The sequence below is a fragment of the Oceaniradius stylonematis genome (genome assembly GCF_965223445.1).
Classification (GTDB): Bacteria; Pseudomonadota; Alphaproteobacteria; order Rhizobiales; family Rhizobiaceae; genus Roseitalea; species Roseitalea stylonematis.
In genome coordinates this window covers 1,781,947-1,797,633 of sequence record NZ_OZ244994.1, presented here as the reverse complement: position 1 = coordinate 1,797,633, position 15,687 = coordinate 1,781,947, and the positions used below count along the sequence as shown (strand labels likewise).

The window sequence follows — 15,687 nt, the reverse complement described above, 5'->3', positions numbered from 1 at the left end:
ATTGTCGCCCTCACCATCACCAAATGTTGCGCCCGTTTGCTTTCGGTTCGCAGTCAGGAGGGTGATGATGACCGATACGATGACGGGCGTGCCGCCGGTGCCGCCGAAACGATCGACCGGGGGGCTGAGCCTTGGGGCAAAATTCTTCGTGCTTGGCATTCTGGCGGTGCTGCTCAGCGTGCCGCTTTTCGCCGTGTGGCTGCTGGTGCAGGACCGGGAGGCCAACTATCGCCGCGCCGTCGCCGAGATCGGTGCCCAGTGGGGCGGCAGCCAGACGCTGACCGGACCGCTGCTGGCGGTGCCGGTCACCGTTCTGTCCAATGTGCGCGGACAGGACGGCCGCACGGTGCAGCGTCGGGTCGGGCGGACGCTGCTGATCGCGCCGGAGACGCTCGATATCACCGGCCAGGTCGATCCCGATCGGCGCAAGCGCGGCATTCATGAAGCCATCGTCTATCAGGCCCGCCTGACGGCTCGCGCGCAGTTCGGCGCGCCCGATCTCGATGCGCTGGCGCAGCCGGTTGTCGCGGCCGACTGGTCTCGCGGCAAGCTGGTCGTGGCGCTCAGCGATCTCAAGGGCATCGAGACGGTTACGATCACGCGCGGCGAAACGGCGCTGGACGATGTGTCGCCGGGTATCGGCATTGGCTCGGCCGTCCGGCAATCGGGCTTCCATGTCCCGGTCGATCTGTCGGGCGGTTTCGCCGATGGCCGGACGACCGCCGGCTTTTCACTCGATCTGGCCTTCAAGGGCTCGCAGACGCTCCGGTTCACGCCGGTCGGCGGGGAGACCAAAGTGGCGCTGGCATCGCCATGGCCGCATCCGAGCTTTTCCGGCGCTTTCCTGCCGGCGGCGCGCTCGGTCGGCGAGCAGGGGTTCGAGGCGTCATGGACCGTGCCGCAACTGGCCCGGCCGATCCCGGCGGTGGCCCTGGCCGATGGCCATGCGCCGCTATCGGCCTTTGCGGACGCGCAGTTCGGCGCCGATCTCTATCAGCCGGTGCATTTCTACCGTTTCGTCGACCGGGCGGTGAAGTATGGCGTCCTGTTCGTCGGCGCGGCGTTCCTGGTGATCTTCGCCATCGAGGTGATGTCCGGCGGTCGCATGCATCTGGTCCATTACATGATGACCGGCCTGATGATGATCATCTTCTATGTGCTGCTGCTGGCGCTGGCGGAGATGATCGGCTTTGCGGCGGCCTATGCGGCGGCGGCCGGCGCCACCGGCGCGGTGGTGGCGGGGTTCACGGCAACGCTCTTCGCCGGGCGCCGGTGGGCACTGTCGGCCTTTGGCGGGTTCGCGCTGCTTTACGGCGTGCTTTATGTCGTGCTCAGCCTTGAGGACGCGGCTCTTCTTGCGGGCGCGGTGACCGGATTTGTGATCCTGACCGCGATGATGTTCGGCACCCGCAAGGTCGACTGGTCGGCTGGCGGGTCACCAGCGGTGAAAATCTGACGTCAGATCGGGTCCCCGCGCAGCAGGCGCGGCGCGGGGCCCGCAAGGCCGGCAGCCTGCCGGATGAAGAAGCTCTTGAGCTGCGGCATCCGGTCGACCAGCCCGAGCCCCAGATCGCGGACCGCGCGTACCGGCGCCAGATCGTTGGAGAAGAGGCGGTTCAGCACGTCGGTGGTCACGCCCATCTGCACCGTGTCGAAGCGGCGCCAGCGCTGATAGCGCTCCAGAACGTCGAGCGCGCCGATGTCCTGGCCGAGGCGATGCGCTTCGACCACGGTTTCAGCCAGCGCGGCGGCATCCTTGAAGCCCAGATTGAGACCTTGTCCGGCGATCGGATGGATGCCGTGCGCGGCGTCTCCGGCCAGCGCGAACCGCTCGGCGACGAAATCGCGCGCCAGCGTCAGGCCGAGCGGGTAGGCGCGCGGCCCGTCCTCGACGGTCAGTTCGCCCAGCTTGAGCCCGAAGCGCTGTTCAAGCTCCATTTCGAAGGTGAACGGATCGGCCTTCAACAGGCGTTCGGCATTTTCGGTCGATTCGGTCCAGACGATGGAGGACCGGTTGCCGGTCAGCGGCAGGATGGCGAACGGGCCGGCGGGCAGGAAGTGCTCCTCGGCGCGGCCCTCATGCGGGCGCTCATGGGCGATGGTGGCGACGATGCCGGACTGGCCGTAATCCCAGTGAACGGTTCTGATGCCGGCCATGTCGCGCAGCCGCGAGCGGACCCCGTCGCAGGCGATCAGAAGCCGCGCCTCGACGATCGTGTCGTCGCCGGCCATGATCCGCGTCAGTGCACCGTCGCGCTCGAAACCGGTCACGCCCGCGCCCTGGACGATGGTGACGCCGGCCTCGGCACAGCGCTGGCGCAAAATGCGGTTCATCTCGACATTGGGCAGCATGTGGGCAAACGGCTCGCCCGGCGCCACATCGCCGTCGAAGGTCAGGAATACGGGCCGCACCGGATCGGCGGTGCGGCTGTCGGTGACGATCATCTCGGTCATTGGCTGGGCATGCGGCACCAGCGCGTCCCAGCAGTCGAGCGCCTCGAGCATCTTGCAGGCCGCGGCGGCAATGGCCGATGCGCGGCCGTCCTTTTCCCACACGCCTTCGGGCGCGGCGTCGGCAACGACCACCGACAGGTCCGGCGCGCCTCTTGCGACCGACAGCGCCGTGGCAAGGCCGACATAGCCGGCGCCGGCGACGAACACGTCGCAACGGTCGGGCAGGGCCGGCTTTTTCGCCTTGCTGCGCGCGGATTTCGTGCTTGCCTTGGCCATGGGTCTGCCCTTTCAGCGCCGGTGCGTGTGTCACTTGACTTGATGTGCGCGCTTGTAGCAAGGCGGCAACACGTCGCGCAAATCCGCGCGTTGCCACGATCCCCGAACGGCGAGCCGAAATGTCCCAGGCGATGCAAAAGGTCCTGTCGATCCTCGATCTGGAGGCGGCGGGGGAAAACCGCTTCACGGGCCGCAGCCCGCAATCGGGCTGGCAGCGCGTGTTCGGCGGACAGGTGATCGGCCAAGCGCTGGTTGCCGCGCAGCGCACGGTCGATGCCGCCCGGCATGTCCATTCCCTGCACTGCTATTTCATGCGCCCGGGCGATCCTGCGGTCCCGATCGACTATTCGGTCGACCGGATTCGCGACGGCGGCAGCTTCAACACGCGCCGCGTCGTTGCCGAGCAGGGCGGTCGCGCGATCTTCTCATTGTCGGCCTCCTTCCAGCATGACGAGCCGGGCCTCGACCATTTCATGCCGATGCCGCCCGAGGTGCCAATGCCCGAGGCGCTGATGGGCGAAAGCCAGCTGATCGAGAGCTTCATCGACAAGGTGCCGGACAACATCCGCCGCTACTGGCTGCGCGAGCGGCCGATCGAATTGCGCCCGGTTTCGTTCACCCATTATGTCAGCCGCGAGAAACTGCCGCCGGTGCAGCATGTCTGGGTGCGGGCGACCGGCCCGGTGCCCGACGACCGCGCGCTTCAGGCCGCCGTTCTCGCCTATCTGTCGGACATGACGCTGCTGGACACCTCGCTGTTTGCGCATGGCCGTGCGATCTTCGATCCGGACCTGCAGGTGGCGAGCCTCGACCACGCCATGTGGTTCCACCGCCCGCACAAGCTCGACGACTGGCTGCTCTATGCCCAGGACAGCCCCAATGCGTCCGGCGCGCGCGGCTTCACCCGCGGCGGGCTCTACACGCGCGACGGCGTGCTGGTGGCGTCGGTCGCCCAGGAAGGGCTGATCCGCCTCCGCAAGCGCTGAAAAAACGAGCAGATCGGCTATTTTGCACAATATTTGTGCGCTTGATGGTTTCCGCCGTGCCCGCTTTCCGAGCATCATATAAAAAAGCCTTTTGAAAACAGCGGTTTGCCAAACTGGCACGCTGTGTGACTCCTCGTTGTGCGATGCAGCGTGCCCATAGGGCCGGCGCGCTGTGATGTCCGCCGGCGGCATGGTGCCGCTGCGGCAAGCAAACGGGGAAGACAAGCGCATGAAAATAGTCATGGCTATCATCAAGCCCTTCAAGCTCGACGAGGTGCGCGAAGCGCTCACAGGGCTGGGCGTTCAGGGCCTGACCGTGACGGAGGTCAAGGGTTATGGGCGCCAGAAGGGACACACCGAGATCTATCGCGGCGCCGAGTACGCGATCAGCTTCCTGCCCAAGCTGAAGATCGAACTGGTCGTCGACGACGACATGATCGACAAGGTGCTGGAAGCCATCGCCGGAGCCGCCAAGACCGGCCAGATCGGCGACGGCAAGATCTTCGTCCACTCCATTGACCAGGCGGTGCGCATCCGCACCGGCGAAACCGATTCCGAAGCGCTGTGACGCCGCTTCGCCATTCAGGAGTTCTCCACCCATGACACAACGCAAACTTGCAACACTGGCGGGCACCGGCCTTGCGGCGACCATGATGATGGTGGCGCCCGGTTTCGCCCAGGAGGCGGCCGAAGCCGCCTCGACCGCGCCGTCGGCCGAGGTCCAGTACATCTTCAACACGCTGCTGTTCCTGATCGGCGGCTTCCTGGTGATGTGGATGGCGGCCGGCTTCGCCATGCTCGAGGCGGGGCTCGTCCGCTCCAAGAACGTCTCGATGCAGTCGCTCAAGAACATCGCGCTCTATTCGATCGCCGGCCTGATGTACTGGATCGTCGGCTACAACCTGATGTACGCCAATGTCGATGGCGGCTTCATCGGCTCGTTCGGACCCTATTCGTTCGATCCGGTCGGAGGCGATGCGCTCGACACGGGCTATTCGACGGCGTCCGACTGGTTCTTCCAGATGGTGTTCGTGGCGACCGCAGCCTCGATCGTCTCGGGCACGCTCGCCGAACGCATCAAGCTGTGGCCGTTCCTGATCTTCGTGGTCGTGCTGACCGGCTTCATCTACCCGATCGCCGGTTCCTGGCAGTGGGGCGGCGGCTGGCTCAGCGAGATGGGCTTCTCCGACTTCGCCGGCTCGACGCTGGTGCACTCGGTCGGCGGCTGGGCGGCACTCGCCGGCGCGATCCTGCTGGGCGCTCGTACCGGCAAGTTCGGCGCGGACGGCTCGGTCCATCCGATGCCCGGCTCGTCGATCCCGCTGGCAACGCTTGGCACGTTCATCCTGTGGCTCGGCTGGTTCGGCTTCAACGGCGCCTCGCAGCTCGCAATGGGCACGATCAGCGACGTCACCGACGTCAGCCGTATCTTCGCCAACACCAACCTGGCTGCCGCTTCGGGTGTCGTGACGACGATCGTTCTGCTGCAGATCCTCTACAAGAAGATCGACACCACGATGGTCCTCAACGGCGCGCTGGCCGGTCTCGTCTCGATCACCGCAGAGCCGCTGGCACCGTCGATCTGGCAGACCGTCATCATTGGCGGCATCGGCGGCGCGATCGTCGTCTTCACGGTTCCGCTGCTCGACAAGCTGAAGATCGACGACGTGGTCGGCGCCATCCCGGTTCACCTGTTCGCAGGCATCTGGGGCACGCTGATCGTGCCGTTCTCGAACGGCGACGCGAGCTACGGCGTGCAGCTTATCGGCATCCTGGCCTATGGCGTGTTCACGCTGGTCGCCTCTTTCGTGGTCTGGTTCATCCTGAAGGCCGCGATGGGCATCCGCGCCAGCGAGGAAGAAGAGATGATGGGCCTGGACATGTCGGAAACCGGCGTCGAGGGCTATCCGGAGTTCACACGCGGCTAATGCCGCCCCGCGGGGCCGGCCGACATGCCGGCCCCTGCATTTCGACAAGGCCCGAAAGGGCCGTTCCAATCCCGTCGTGATGGTCACCATCACACAAACTGACCCGGTCCCTGTGACCGGGTCTTTTTTGGTTTGCGGGGCATCCGGGCGGAGCGCCATGGTTAATGTGCGTTTAACCAGTGCCCGCTAGGCTTCGGCGCGACATCGCAGCCAATCTCCAGACCGCACGCGCACGGGACCTACAATGTCGGCAGACCGTTTCGACCCCCATCACGGCCACGCAGACCTCGCCGACGGCGCATTTGCAGCGGATATGGCGGGTGCCCACGGCTCCGTCGGGGACTGGCTGCGCCGACAGGTTCGTTTCGCGGCCGGATGGGCGCTTCTTGCAATTGCCGGTTTTATCGTCCTTTCGCTGCTCGGCTGGAACGTTGCCGACCCCAGCCTCAGCCACGCCACCGAAGCGCCCGTCACCAACTGGATGGGCTATCCGGGCGCGGTGACCGCCGATCTGGCCATGCAGTTCTTCGGGCTGGCCGCGCTGGCAGCGCTTGTTCCATTGGTCGCCTGGGCCGTGGCGCTGATCCGCGACCAGGTTCCGAACCATGCCGGGCGCCGGATGGCGGCATGGTTCGCGGGCGCCCTTGGTGCCGCGGCGGCGATTGGCTGCCTGCCGCCGACCGCCGGCTGGCCGCTGCCGTCGGGCCTTGGCGGTGCGCTGGGCGACATGGTGCTTCGTGTGCCCGGCACATTCACCGGCGGCTATCCGTCAGGCTTCGCCGCGGTCGTCGTCGCGCTCGTCATGGCGCCGCTTGCGGCCGTTCTTCTGGCGTTGGCGAGCGGGATCGGCTGGCGCGGAACCGATGACGACCGGCCTTTCGATGCCGACGATGACGAGGAAGAAGGCGGTTCGCTGATCACGATCGGAGCGCTCCTGCACGGCATCTATGCGCTGCGCACGGCCGCCCGCCGCGTTCTGCCCGCCGATGCGTTCGGGGGCATGGTTCGCCGCCGCTCCGCTTCCACGCCGGTGCCCGCCACGCCGCGGGCCGAGCCGCAATTGGAGCCGTCGATGGACGCGATGCCGGCGCCGGACGCCGACGCCGCGCAATGGCAGGATGCCGGGGACTGGGCACCGCAGCCGGCGCCGACGGAGGCGATGCCGGAGCTGCTCCCCACCGAGCAGGCCGCGACGCGCGTCGCCGCGCCCGCGCCGCCGCCCAAGCCGAGCGTGCGTGTTCAGCGCGAGGCGCAGCCCTCGCTGATCAAGGACGGCGTGTTCGAGCTGCCGCAGATCCACTATCTGAACGAACCCAGGAACATCGTCCGCGACGAGACGCTGTCGGACGAGGCGCTCGAACAGAACGCCCGCCTTCTGGAAGGCGTGCTCGAGGATTTCGGCGTCAAGGGCGAGATTATCCAGGTCCGCCCCGGACCGGTGGTCACGCTTTACGAACTCGAGCCGGCGCCGGGCATCAAGTCGTCCCGCGTGATCGGCCTGGCCGAGGACATCGCCCGCTCGATGAGCGCCATCGCCGCGCGCGTCGCCGTCGTTCCCGGCCGCAACGCGATCGGCATCGAACTGCCCAACGCCCGGCGTGAGACGGTCTATCTGCGCGAACTGATCTCCTCGCAGACCTACGACAAATCCAAGGCGAAGCTGTCGCTGACGCTGGGCAAGACGATCAATGGCGAGGCGGTGATCGCCGATCTGGCGAAGATGCCCCACCTGCTGGTCGCCGGCACCACCGGTTCGGGCAAATCGGTGGCCATCAACACGATGATCCTCTCATTGCTCTATAAAATGACGCCGGACGAGTGCCGGCTGATCATGATCGATCCGAAGATGCTGGAACTGTCTGTCTATGACGGCATTCCGCATCTTCTGACGCCCGTCGTCACCGATCCCAAGAAAGCGGTCGTCGCGCTCAAATGGACCGTGCGCGAGATGGAACAGCGCTACAAGAACATGTCCAAGCTCGGCGTGCGCAACATTGACGGGTTCAACACCCGCATCCGCGAGGCCAAACGCAAGGGCGAGGAGCTGAGCCGTACCGTCCAGACCGGCTTCGACCGGGAGACGGGCGAGGCGATCTACGAGACCGAAGCGCTCGATCTGCACGTCATGCCCTATATTGTCGTGATCATCGACGAGATGGCCGACCTGATGATGGTCGCCGGCAAGGACATCGAGGGCGCCGTCCAGCGCCTGGCGCAGATGGCGCGCGCCGCAGGCATCCACGTGATCATGGCCACGCAGCGTCCGTCGGTCGATGTCATCACCGGCACGATCAAGGCCAACTTCCCGACGCGCATCTCCTTCCAGGTGACCTCGAAGATCGACAGCCGCACGATCCTGGGCGAGCAGGGCGCCGAACAGCTTCTGGGCATGGGCGACATGCTCTACATGGCCGGCGGCGGCCGGATCCAGCGTGTCCACGGCCCGTTCGTTTCCGACGAAGAGGTCGAGGATGTCGTCAGCCACTTGAAGGCGCAGGGCGTGCCGCAATATCTCGACGCGGTCACCGAGGATGACGAGGAAGACGAGGCCGGCTCCGAAGGCGGCGCGGCGGGCGCCGGCGGCGCAAGCGACAGCGAAGACCCCTACGACCAGGCGGTCGCCATCGTCATCCGCGACCGCAAGGCGTCGACCAGCTACATCCAGCGGCGGCTCGGCATCGGCTACAACCGCGCCGCCACGCTGATCGAACGGATGGAGCAGGAAGGCGTCATCGGGCCGGCCAACCATGCGGGAAAACGCGAGATCCTGGTTCCGTCCGAAGAAGAACGCATGGCGGGCATGTGACCATGCCGCGACGATGTGTGATCCATGACACGTGGTCCGCGTCCGGCTTCGCCTTAGTGAAGTCAAACTGTGACTCCAGATGAACCGCAAAAGACGACCCACCGATTCCGGGAAACCACCATGACCGACGCAAAAAGAGCCCACCGGACCCCGATGACCCGCCGCGGCGCGCTGACCGCCGGCGCTGGTCTCATCGCCGCCTTCGCGCTGCCCGGCGCGACGCGCGCCCAGGCTTCGGGCGCCCCGCAGCAGATCGCCGACCATTTCACCCGCGTGCGCACCATGATGGGCGAGTTCGTGCAGTTCGGCCCGTCCGGCGAGCAGACCGGCGGCCGCTTCTTCATCGAACGGCCCGGACGTGTGCTGTTCCTTTACGAGGAGCCGTCCAACATCCGCGTGGTTGCCGACGGCCGTTCGGTGCTGGTCAACAACACCAAGCTCGACACCTGGGATGCCTATCCGCTCAACAAGACGCCGCTCAACCTGGTGCTCGGCGACCGCATCGATCTGAGCGGCGGGCGCGTGCAGAGCGTGGTGGAGGCCGAGGACCTGACGACGATCGTCCTGCAGGACAAGCAGATATTCGGTGATTCGACCATCACCATGATGTTCGATCCGTCGAGCTACGATCTGCGCCAATGGACCATCCGCGATGCGCAGGGCAAGGACACGACCGTCATGATCTTCAATGTCCGCGAGGGCGTGACCTTCGGCGAAGGCACGTTCGACATCGACTATGCGCGGGTGCGCGAGAAAGACCCCAGCTATTCGCGCTGACCGTCTTCCAGCACGACAAGGAACTTGTGTGCGACGGCCGCTCCATCGGGGCGGCCGCTTGTTTTTGAGCCCCGGCGGGGCGAGAAGGCACCCGGTTCACGAGTTCAGGACCATTGTCCTTTCGCCACGATCCGGCCCTTCCGATGACGCAGCCCTTCACCATCGCCACCTGGAACATCAATTCGGTGCGCCTCAGGCGCGGGCTGGTGGAGCGGTTTCTCGCCGACCATGCGCCGGACATACTGTGTCTGCAGGAAATCAAGTGCCAGGACGACCAGTTCCCGGCCAAGGCGTTCGCCAGGGCGGGCTATGAGCATGTCGCACTGCACGGCCAGAAGGCCTATCACGGCGTGGCCACGCTTTCGAAAATACCCTTCTCAAGCGTCGAAAGGCGCGATTTTTGCGGCATGGGCGATGCCCGGCACGTGGAATGCACAGTCGATGTGAACGGCAGCCGCATCCGCGTGCACAATTTCTACGTTCCGGCCGGCGGCGACGAGCCCGATCCCGCCATCAATCCGAAATTCGCGCACAAGCTGAAATTCCTCGACGAGATGCGGGCGATCACCACCGAGACCGGTGCGCATGACGCCGCGCTTCTCGTCGGCGATCTGAACATCGCGCCGCTGGAAAACGATGTCTGGTCACACCGGCAGCTGCTGAAGGTGGTCAGCCACACGCCGGTCGAGACCGAGACGCTGGAAGAGTTGCGGCGCGAGGCGGGCTGGGCCGACCTGATGCGTCATCATGTTCCCGGGGACCAGAAGCTGTTTACCTGGTGGAGCTACCGCGCCAGGGACTGGGCCGCGTCCAATCGCGGCCGGCGGCTCGATCACATCTGGGGATCGGAAGCGTTGCGCGGGGCGCTCACCTCGATGAATGTGCTGACCGAGGCGCGCGGGTGGGAAAAGCCTTCCGACCATGTGCCGGTCGTCGCTCGGTTCGCGCCATAGGCCCGTCAGAGCTCGGGTGCCTGCCGGAGGCGCCGTTCGGCGACCTCGATGTCCTTGATGAGCTGTTGCAGATCGTCGGAAAGCTGCCGATGGATGGCCATGGCCGTTTCCGGATATTCCGCCAGCATACGGCGGAACAGGGCACGGCTGATCCGCAGCACCTCGGTCTCGGTGTCGGCCTGGGCGTCGGTCATCCACTGGGTTTCGGTGATCAGGGCCAGTTGGCCGAGCACACTGCCCGGACCGGCGCTCTGCACCGGCTTGCCGCCATCGGGCGCCGACCGCGACAGCGTGACGGCTCCGCTGACGATGACGAAGCCGCAATCGGCGCGATCGCCCTGGCGATAGAGTCTCCGGCCGGCGCGAAACTGAAGCCGTTCGGCGCCGAATGCCAAAAGGCGCAGCTGCTCGGCAGTCAACTGCTGGAACAGGCCCGCCGCCGAAAGGGCGCGTATGTCATCGTTCAGCGTCATGAAAGGCTCGGGCGCCACCGGCATGATTGCCGGCGTCGCTGTTACATGACCGGCGCGCCGTTGGAAAGGACGGCGCCGCCAAAGGGCATGTCCGCATGTGGACGCAGGGCCGCTTTGCCCCGAAATGTCCGACTTCGGACGAAACCGTTCAGGGCACCAGCTTGTAGCCGCCGCTTTCGGTCACCAGAAGGGATGCGTTGGAGGGATCGCTCTCGATCTTCTGGCGCAGCCGGTAGACGTGAGTTTCCAGCGTGTGGGTCGTCACGCCCGAATTGTAGCCCCAGACCTCTTCGAGCAGCGTGTCGCGGGTCACCACCTGGGCGCCGCTGCGGTAGAGGTATTTGATGATCGAGGCTTCCTTCTCGGTCAGGCGGATCTTGCGGCCGTTGCCGTCGACCAGCATCTTCTGGCTCGGCGTGAACGTGTAGGGGCCGACCGAGAAGGTCGCGTCCTCGCTCTGCTCGTGCTGGCGCAGCTGCGCGCGGATGCGGGCCAGCAGCACGGCGAACTTGAACGGCTTGGTGACATAATCGTTGGCGCCCGCTTCCAGCCCGAGAATGGTGTCGGAATCGGTGTCGTGGCCGGTCAGCATGATGATCGGCGCCTTGAAGCCGCCCTTGCGCAGGATCTTCACCGCCTCGCGGCCGTCCATGTCGGGCAGGCCGACATCCATCACCACCAGATCGATCATCGCGCCGCGCGCCGCCTCGACGCCCTTGGTGGCACTGGCGGCCTGCAGCACGTCGAACTCCTCGTAGAGCGAGAGTTGCTCGACCAGCACTTCGCGCAGATCATCGTCATCGTCGACAAGCAACAGCGTTCGGGTCGTCATGATCCACCTTCTTCTGTTCGGCCCGGGCGGTCGCGCGGGAAGGGTCAAGTATCTGGCCCTTTTGGCATCTTAATGGCAGTTTGCGTGTCAACAAAGGCTCAACTTTGCGTGTCTGCCGCGTCAGCGCGCCGTGAATGTCCGTGAGCGAACAAGGCGCCGGCACCCATGCTCACAACCATTGAAGTAAGGCGCAAACCGGGCGAGAGCGCACGCGGCGTACTGATTGCCGGCGCTCGGACGCTGTCATGCGCGCTGGGACGTTCGGGCCCCTCGATCTTCAAGCGCGAGGGCGATGGTGCCACGCCCGCCCATGCAGCCATGCGACCGCTTTGGGGTTATTGGCGCCCCGACAGGGGCGTTCGGCCGCGATCTATCCTGCCGCTGCACCGGATCGGGCCGGATGACGGCTGGTGCGATGCGCCGGAACACCCGTCCTACAATGCGCCCGTGCGGCTGCCGTTTGCCGCCTCGCACGAGGTCATGCGCCGCGCCGATTGCCTTTATGACATCTGCATCGTGCTCGACTGGAACATGGCGCCGCGCGGCCGCGCACGGCATCGCGGATCGGCGATCTTCCTGCACATGGCCAAGCCGGGCTACCCGCCCACGGCCGGCTGCATCGCGCTGGCACGCCGTGATCTTGAATGGCTGGTCGCCCGGATCGACCGGCGCAGCCGATTCGTCGTCGTGCGCTGATCAGACGCCGATCAGGCCGATCACGGCGCCCATGACCGTGGCGACAAGCAGCCAGTGGGCGCCGTCGATCAGCGTCAGGTCCCATCCGGCGTTCTGGTAGCGGTGGTTGACCGCCATGGTGGTCGCCATGAAGCCGGCCCAGACGAAAAAACCCGAGATGATGCCGTTGCGCAGGGTGACCTGTCCGTCGCCGAGATGGCCGATCAGCCCTGCCAGAACGAAGGCCATGACGAGCTGGCAGGCGAAGGTGATGGCAAACAGGGCCGGGCCGAACCTGGCGTCTTCGGGTGCGATGCCAGCCGCCTTCATCCACGGCCTGGACAGGGCACTGTAATAGACCGCGCCGACAATGAATGCGCACACCGTGGCGGCGAGCACCGCCCAAAGGTTGATACCGCCAAATGCCACCGCTGCCTCCTGCTTTGACCGCTGGCAGACAAACACCATGCCGCTTCGCGATCAAGCGGCACGCCAGCCGCCGCCGCTCACACTTTTTTGCTTGGCAAATCAGCGCGAAGGCGCCACCTTGATCGTGTGTTCAACGAAGTGAAAGGAGGTGATCCGATGTCGAGTGGTTCCATGGGTCCGGTTCGGTCTTTGCGGGTCATCATCCGTTGGAGCAGTCTCTGACGGCGTGAGCGCCCCGCGCAGCCGGTGACGCCCTGAAGGGCGCAAGGCCTGACGGCCGGCCGGAGACATGAATTGCGGAAGGGCCGCCCGAGCGATCGGGTGGCCCTTTTTCGTGCTTGCCGTCCTCTCTCTTGCGCTTGGCGCGCGCTTGGGGTTGGCCGGTTCAGAAGTCGATCGCCAGGCCCTTGACCTCCCAGTCGCCGTATCGGGCCGGGTCCTTGCCGCCGCGTCCGCCGCGTTCGGCTTCCGCCTGCGCCTCGAACCGGTCGACCTCGGCGCGGCGCGCTTCGGCTTCCTTCAGGGCGCGCTGGGCCGCCGGCGGCAGATCCTCGAAGCGCCGCGCCGGCGCTTGGTCGGCATCCGGATGGGATGTGATGTCCTCGCTCGCCATGCAGCCCCCTTCGGTCGATTGTTGAAACTCTGACGGCGCTCATCCATTTATATGGCGGCCCCGGGGGCCGCGTCCAGCAGCCCCGCAAGAACAGCGACGATGATGGAGTTGCACCCGATGAACATGATCAAGACCGCCATGCTGATCGCCTTCATGACGGCGCTGTTCATGGGCATAGGATATCTGATCGGCGGTACGGGCGGGATGATGATCGCGTTTGCCATCGCGGTCGTCATGAACGGCTTTTCCTACTGGAACGCCGACAAGATGGTGCTGCGCATGAACGGCGCGGTGGAGGTCGATGAGCAAAGCGCGCCCGAATATTACGGCATGGTGCGCGATCTGGCCGCCAATGCCGGCCTGCCCATGCCGAAGGTCTACATCATCAACCAGGAGCAGCCCAATGCGTTCGCCACGGGCCGCAATCCCGAAAACGCCGCCGTTGCCGCGACGACCGGCCTTTTGGACCAGCTGACGCCCGAGGAGGTGGCCGGCGTGATGGCGCATGAACTGGCCCACATCCAGAACCGCGACACGCTGATCATGACGATCACAGCGACGCTGGCCGGCGCGATTTCCATGCTCGGCAATTTCGCGCTTTTCTTCGGCTCGGGCCGCGATAACAACAATCCGCTGGGCATTGTGGGCGTCCTTATCGCAATGATCGTCGCGCCGTTTGCCGCAATGATCGTGCAGATGGCGATCAGCCGGACGCGCGAATATTCAGCCGACCGGCGCGGCGCGGAGATTTGCGGCCGGCCCGACTGGCTGGCCAGCGCCCTTGCCAAGATCGCCCGGGCTGCCGGCCGTTCGGTGAACGTGCCCGCCGAGCGCAATCCGGCGACGGCGCACATGTTCATCATCAATCCGCTCAACGGCCAGCGTGCCGACAGCCTGTTTTCCACCCATCCGGACACGCAGAACCGGATCGACGCGCTGATGGCGATGACCGATGCCGGCGGCCCGCCGGCACGGCCGCATCGGCCCGAACCCGCCCCGCGCCGCACATCGGGCGTTCCGGGCACCGGCAATCGCTGGGGCCGTTCTCATGACGGCAGCGACGGCAATGGCGGACCCTGGGGTTGAGCGCCTCCGCCCGCCGTCGCAAGCCCACAAAACGCACAGCCACACATGGCGCAGCCGAACGGCCCGGCCTCGCCGCGCGATTGGCGGGCCAGCGCCTTTTGAGCGCGATCGTCGATTCGCGCACGCCGATGGATGCGCTGACCGACGACAGCCACGGCCATCCGCATTATCTGGCGCTCGATGCGCGCGACCGGTCGCTTGTCCGCGCCATGCTGATGGCGGCGCTGCGCCACCGGGGCGATCTCGAAGCGCTGATCGACCGGTTCACCGACCGGCCGCTGCCCGGCGGCGCCGCATCGCTGCGCGCCATCATCCATCTCGCGCTGGCGCAGATCCTGTTCCTCGACGTGCCGGACCACAGCGCCGTCGATCTTGCGGTCGAGGCGGCGCGCACCGACCCGCGCAACCGGCGCTTCGCCGGTCTGGTCAATGCGCTTTGCCGCCGCGCAGTACGCGACCGGGAAAAGATTCTCGACGCGATCGCCCGGTCACCGTTGCGCGCGCCGGCATGGTTCGCCGAGCGGCTTACCGAGATCTATGGTGCGGACAGGGCGCTTGCGATCGAAGCGTGCCACCGGCGGCCGGCGCCGATCGATCTGACGCTGGCCGACGAAAGCCCCGAAAACGTGGTGCTGTGGGCGGAACGGCTCGGCGCTATCGCGCTGCCCACCGGTTCGCTGCGCCTGACGTCCCATACGGCAATCACGGAGTTGCCCGGATATGCCGATGGCGTCTGGTGGGTTCAGGACGCGGCGGCGGCGATCCCCGCGCGCCTGTTCGGCGATGTCGCCGGCCAGCGGGTTCTCGACCTTTGTGCGGCGCCCGGCGGCAAGACCGCGCAACTGGCCGCGCGCGGCGCCACCGTCACCGCGCTCGACCAGTCGGCGAACCGGCTCAAGCGCCTTGCCGCCAATCTCGACCGGCTCGGCCTGGCCGATCGCTGCGAGACGGTTGCCGCGAGCCTGTTCGATCATGGGGCGGACGTGCCGTTCGATGCGGTCCTACTCGATGCGCCGTGCTCGTCGACCGGCACCGTGCGGCGGCACCCCGACGTGCCCTGGACCAAGACACCGGACGACATCGCCAAACTGGCCGCGCTGCAGGCGCGGATGCTGGAGAGGGCGGCCGACTTCGTCGCGCCCGGCGGAACGCTGGTCTTTTCCAACTGCTCACTCGATCCGAGCGAGGGCGAAGACGTGGCGCGCGCCTTTTCGCGCGAACATGCAAACTTCGAGCCTCTTCCGGCGACCGATGACGACCTGCCCGGCCTTTCATCGGCGATCACCGGGGAAGGATTTGTCCGAACCACACCGGCGGATCTGCCGCTTGCCGGCGATGAGGCGCGGCTTGGCGGGATCGACGGTTTTTTTGCCGCGCGCTGGCGCCGTAGGGTCTGAAA

Annotated in this window: 15 protein-coding genes; 10 read left to right on the top strand and 5 right to left on the bottom strand. The window is 66.1% G+C overall.

What is annotated here, in order from left to right:
• Positions 1-64: 64 nt before the first annotated feature.
• A complete protein-coding gene (gene creD / locus ACOQOU_RS08815; RefSeq protein ID WP_420578876.1) occupies positions 65-1,456 on the top strand; it encodes a cell envelope integrity protein CreD in 1,392 nt (463 codons plus the stop codon).
• A gap of 2 nt (positions 1,457-1,458) precedes the next feature.
• On the opposite strand, the gene ACOQOU_RS08810 is transcribed toward creD, so the two are convergent.
• Complete coding sequence (locus ACOQOU_RS08810; RefSeq protein ID WP_109765705.1) at positions 1,459-2,730, bottom strand: ubiquinone biosynthesis hydroxylase; 1,272 nt, start codon at positions 2,728-2,730, stop codon at positions 1,459-1,461.
• 119 nt (positions 2,731-2,849) lie between these two features.
• Between ACOQOU_RS08810 and ACOQOU_RS08805 the strand changes: the two genes are divergently transcribed.
• The 6 genes from ACOQOU_RS08805 (at position 2,850) to ACOQOU_RS08780 (ending at position 10,180) form a co-directional block, all read left to right on the top strand.
• Positions 2,850-3,716 (top strand): acyl-CoA thioesterase, encoded by an 867-nt coding sequence (locus ACOQOU_RS08805; protein WP_109765704.1) that lies wholly within the window; start codon positions 2,850-2,852, stop codon positions 3,714-3,716.
• A 229-nt stretch (positions 3,717-3,945) separates the two neighbouring features.
• Entirely contained in the window at positions 3,946-4,284 is a 339-nt protein-coding gene (locus ACOQOU_RS08800) for a P-II family nitrogen regulator (RefSeq protein ID WP_196780288.1), read from the top strand.
• Positions 4,285-4,315: 31 nt separating this feature from the next.
• Positions 4,316-5,644 carry an ammonium transporter gene (locus ACOQOU_RS08795; protein ID WP_196780289.1) on the top strand — a complete coding sequence of 443 codons (1,329 nt, stop codon included), beginning with the start codon at positions 4,316-4,318 and terminating at the stop codon, positions 5,642-5,644.
• Positions 5,645-5,957: 313 nt separating this feature from the next.
• Complete coding sequence (locus ACOQOU_RS08790; RefSeq protein ID WP_420578883.1) at positions 5,958-8,450, top strand: DNA translocase FtsK 4TM domain-containing protein; 2,493 nt, start codon at positions 5,958-5,960, stop codon at positions 8,448-8,450.
• A gap of 120 nt (positions 8,451-8,570) precedes the next feature.
• Positions 8,571-9,227, top strand: coding sequence for an outer-membrane lipoprotein carrier protein LolA (locus ACOQOU_RS08785; protein WP_109765703.1), 657 nt, complete (start codon positions 8,571-8,573; stop codon positions 9,225-9,227).
• A 143-nt stretch (positions 9,228-9,370) separates the two neighbouring features.
• Positions 9,371-10,180 carry an exodeoxyribonuclease III gene (locus ACOQOU_RS08780; RefSeq protein ID WP_306025428.1) on the top strand — a complete coding sequence of 270 codons (810 nt, stop codon included), beginning with the start codon at positions 9,371-9,373 and terminating at the stop codon, positions 10,178-10,180.
• Positions 10,181-10,185: 5 nt separating this feature from the next.
• Here ACOQOU_RS08780 and ACOQOU_RS08775 read toward each other — a convergent pair whose 3' ends face one another.
• Together ACOQOU_RS08775 and ACOQOU_RS08770 are read right to left on the bottom strand one after the other, a co-directional pair.
• On the bottom strand, positions 10,186-10,653 hold the full coding sequence (locus ACOQOU_RS08775) for a Crp/Fnr family transcriptional regulator (protein ID WP_109765809.1): 468 nt from the start codon (positions 10,651-10,653) through the stop codon (positions 10,186-10,188).
• Positions 10,654-10,801: 148 nt separating this feature from the next.
• Complete coding sequence (locus ACOQOU_RS08770) at positions 10,802-11,485, bottom strand: response regulator transcription factor (protein ID WP_306025429.1); 684 nt, start codon at positions 11,483-11,485, stop codon at positions 10,802-10,804.
• A gap of 165 nt (positions 11,486-11,650) precedes the next feature.
• Between ACOQOU_RS08770 and ACOQOU_RS08765 the strand changes: the two genes are divergently transcribed.
• Positions 11,651-12,181, top strand: a complete 531-nt coding sequence (locus ACOQOU_RS08765; RefSeq protein ID WP_109765701.1) for a L,D-transpeptidase family protein — start codon at positions 11,651-11,653, stop codon at positions 12,179-12,181.
• On the opposite strand, the gene ACOQOU_RS08760 is transcribed toward ACOQOU_RS08765, so the two are convergent.
• A complete protein-coding gene (locus tag ACOQOU_RS08760; RefSeq protein WP_306025430.1) occupies positions 12,182-12,589 on the bottom strand; it encodes a DUF1761 domain-containing protein in 408 nt (135 codons plus the stop codon).
• 385 nt (positions 12,590-12,974) lie between these two features.
• Complete coding sequence (locus tag ACOQOU_RS08755; protein WP_306025431.1) at positions 12,975-13,202, bottom strand: DUF1674 domain-containing protein; 228 nt, start codon at positions 13,200-13,202, stop codon at positions 12,975-12,977.
• Positions 13,203-13,319: 117 nt separating this feature from the next.
• Between ACOQOU_RS08755 and htpX the strand changes: the two genes are divergently transcribed.
• Both htpX and ACOQOU_RS08745 read left to right on the top strand, forming a co-directional pair.
• On the top strand, positions 13,320-14,288 hold the full coding sequence (gene htpX / locus ACOQOU_RS08750; protein ID WP_109765699.1) for a zinc metalloprotease HtpX: 969 nt from the start codon (positions 13,320-13,322) through the stop codon (positions 14,286-14,288).
• Positions 14,279-15,685, top strand: coding sequence for an RsmB/NOP family class I SAM-dependent RNA methyltransferase (locus tag ACOQOU_RS08745; protein WP_420578882.1), 1,407 nt, complete (start codon positions 14,279-14,281; stop codon positions 15,683-15,685). The genes htpX and ACOQOU_RS08745 overlap by 10 nt, the downstream gene beginning before the upstream one ends.
• The last annotated feature ends 2 nt before the right edge of the window (positions 15,686-15,687 follow it).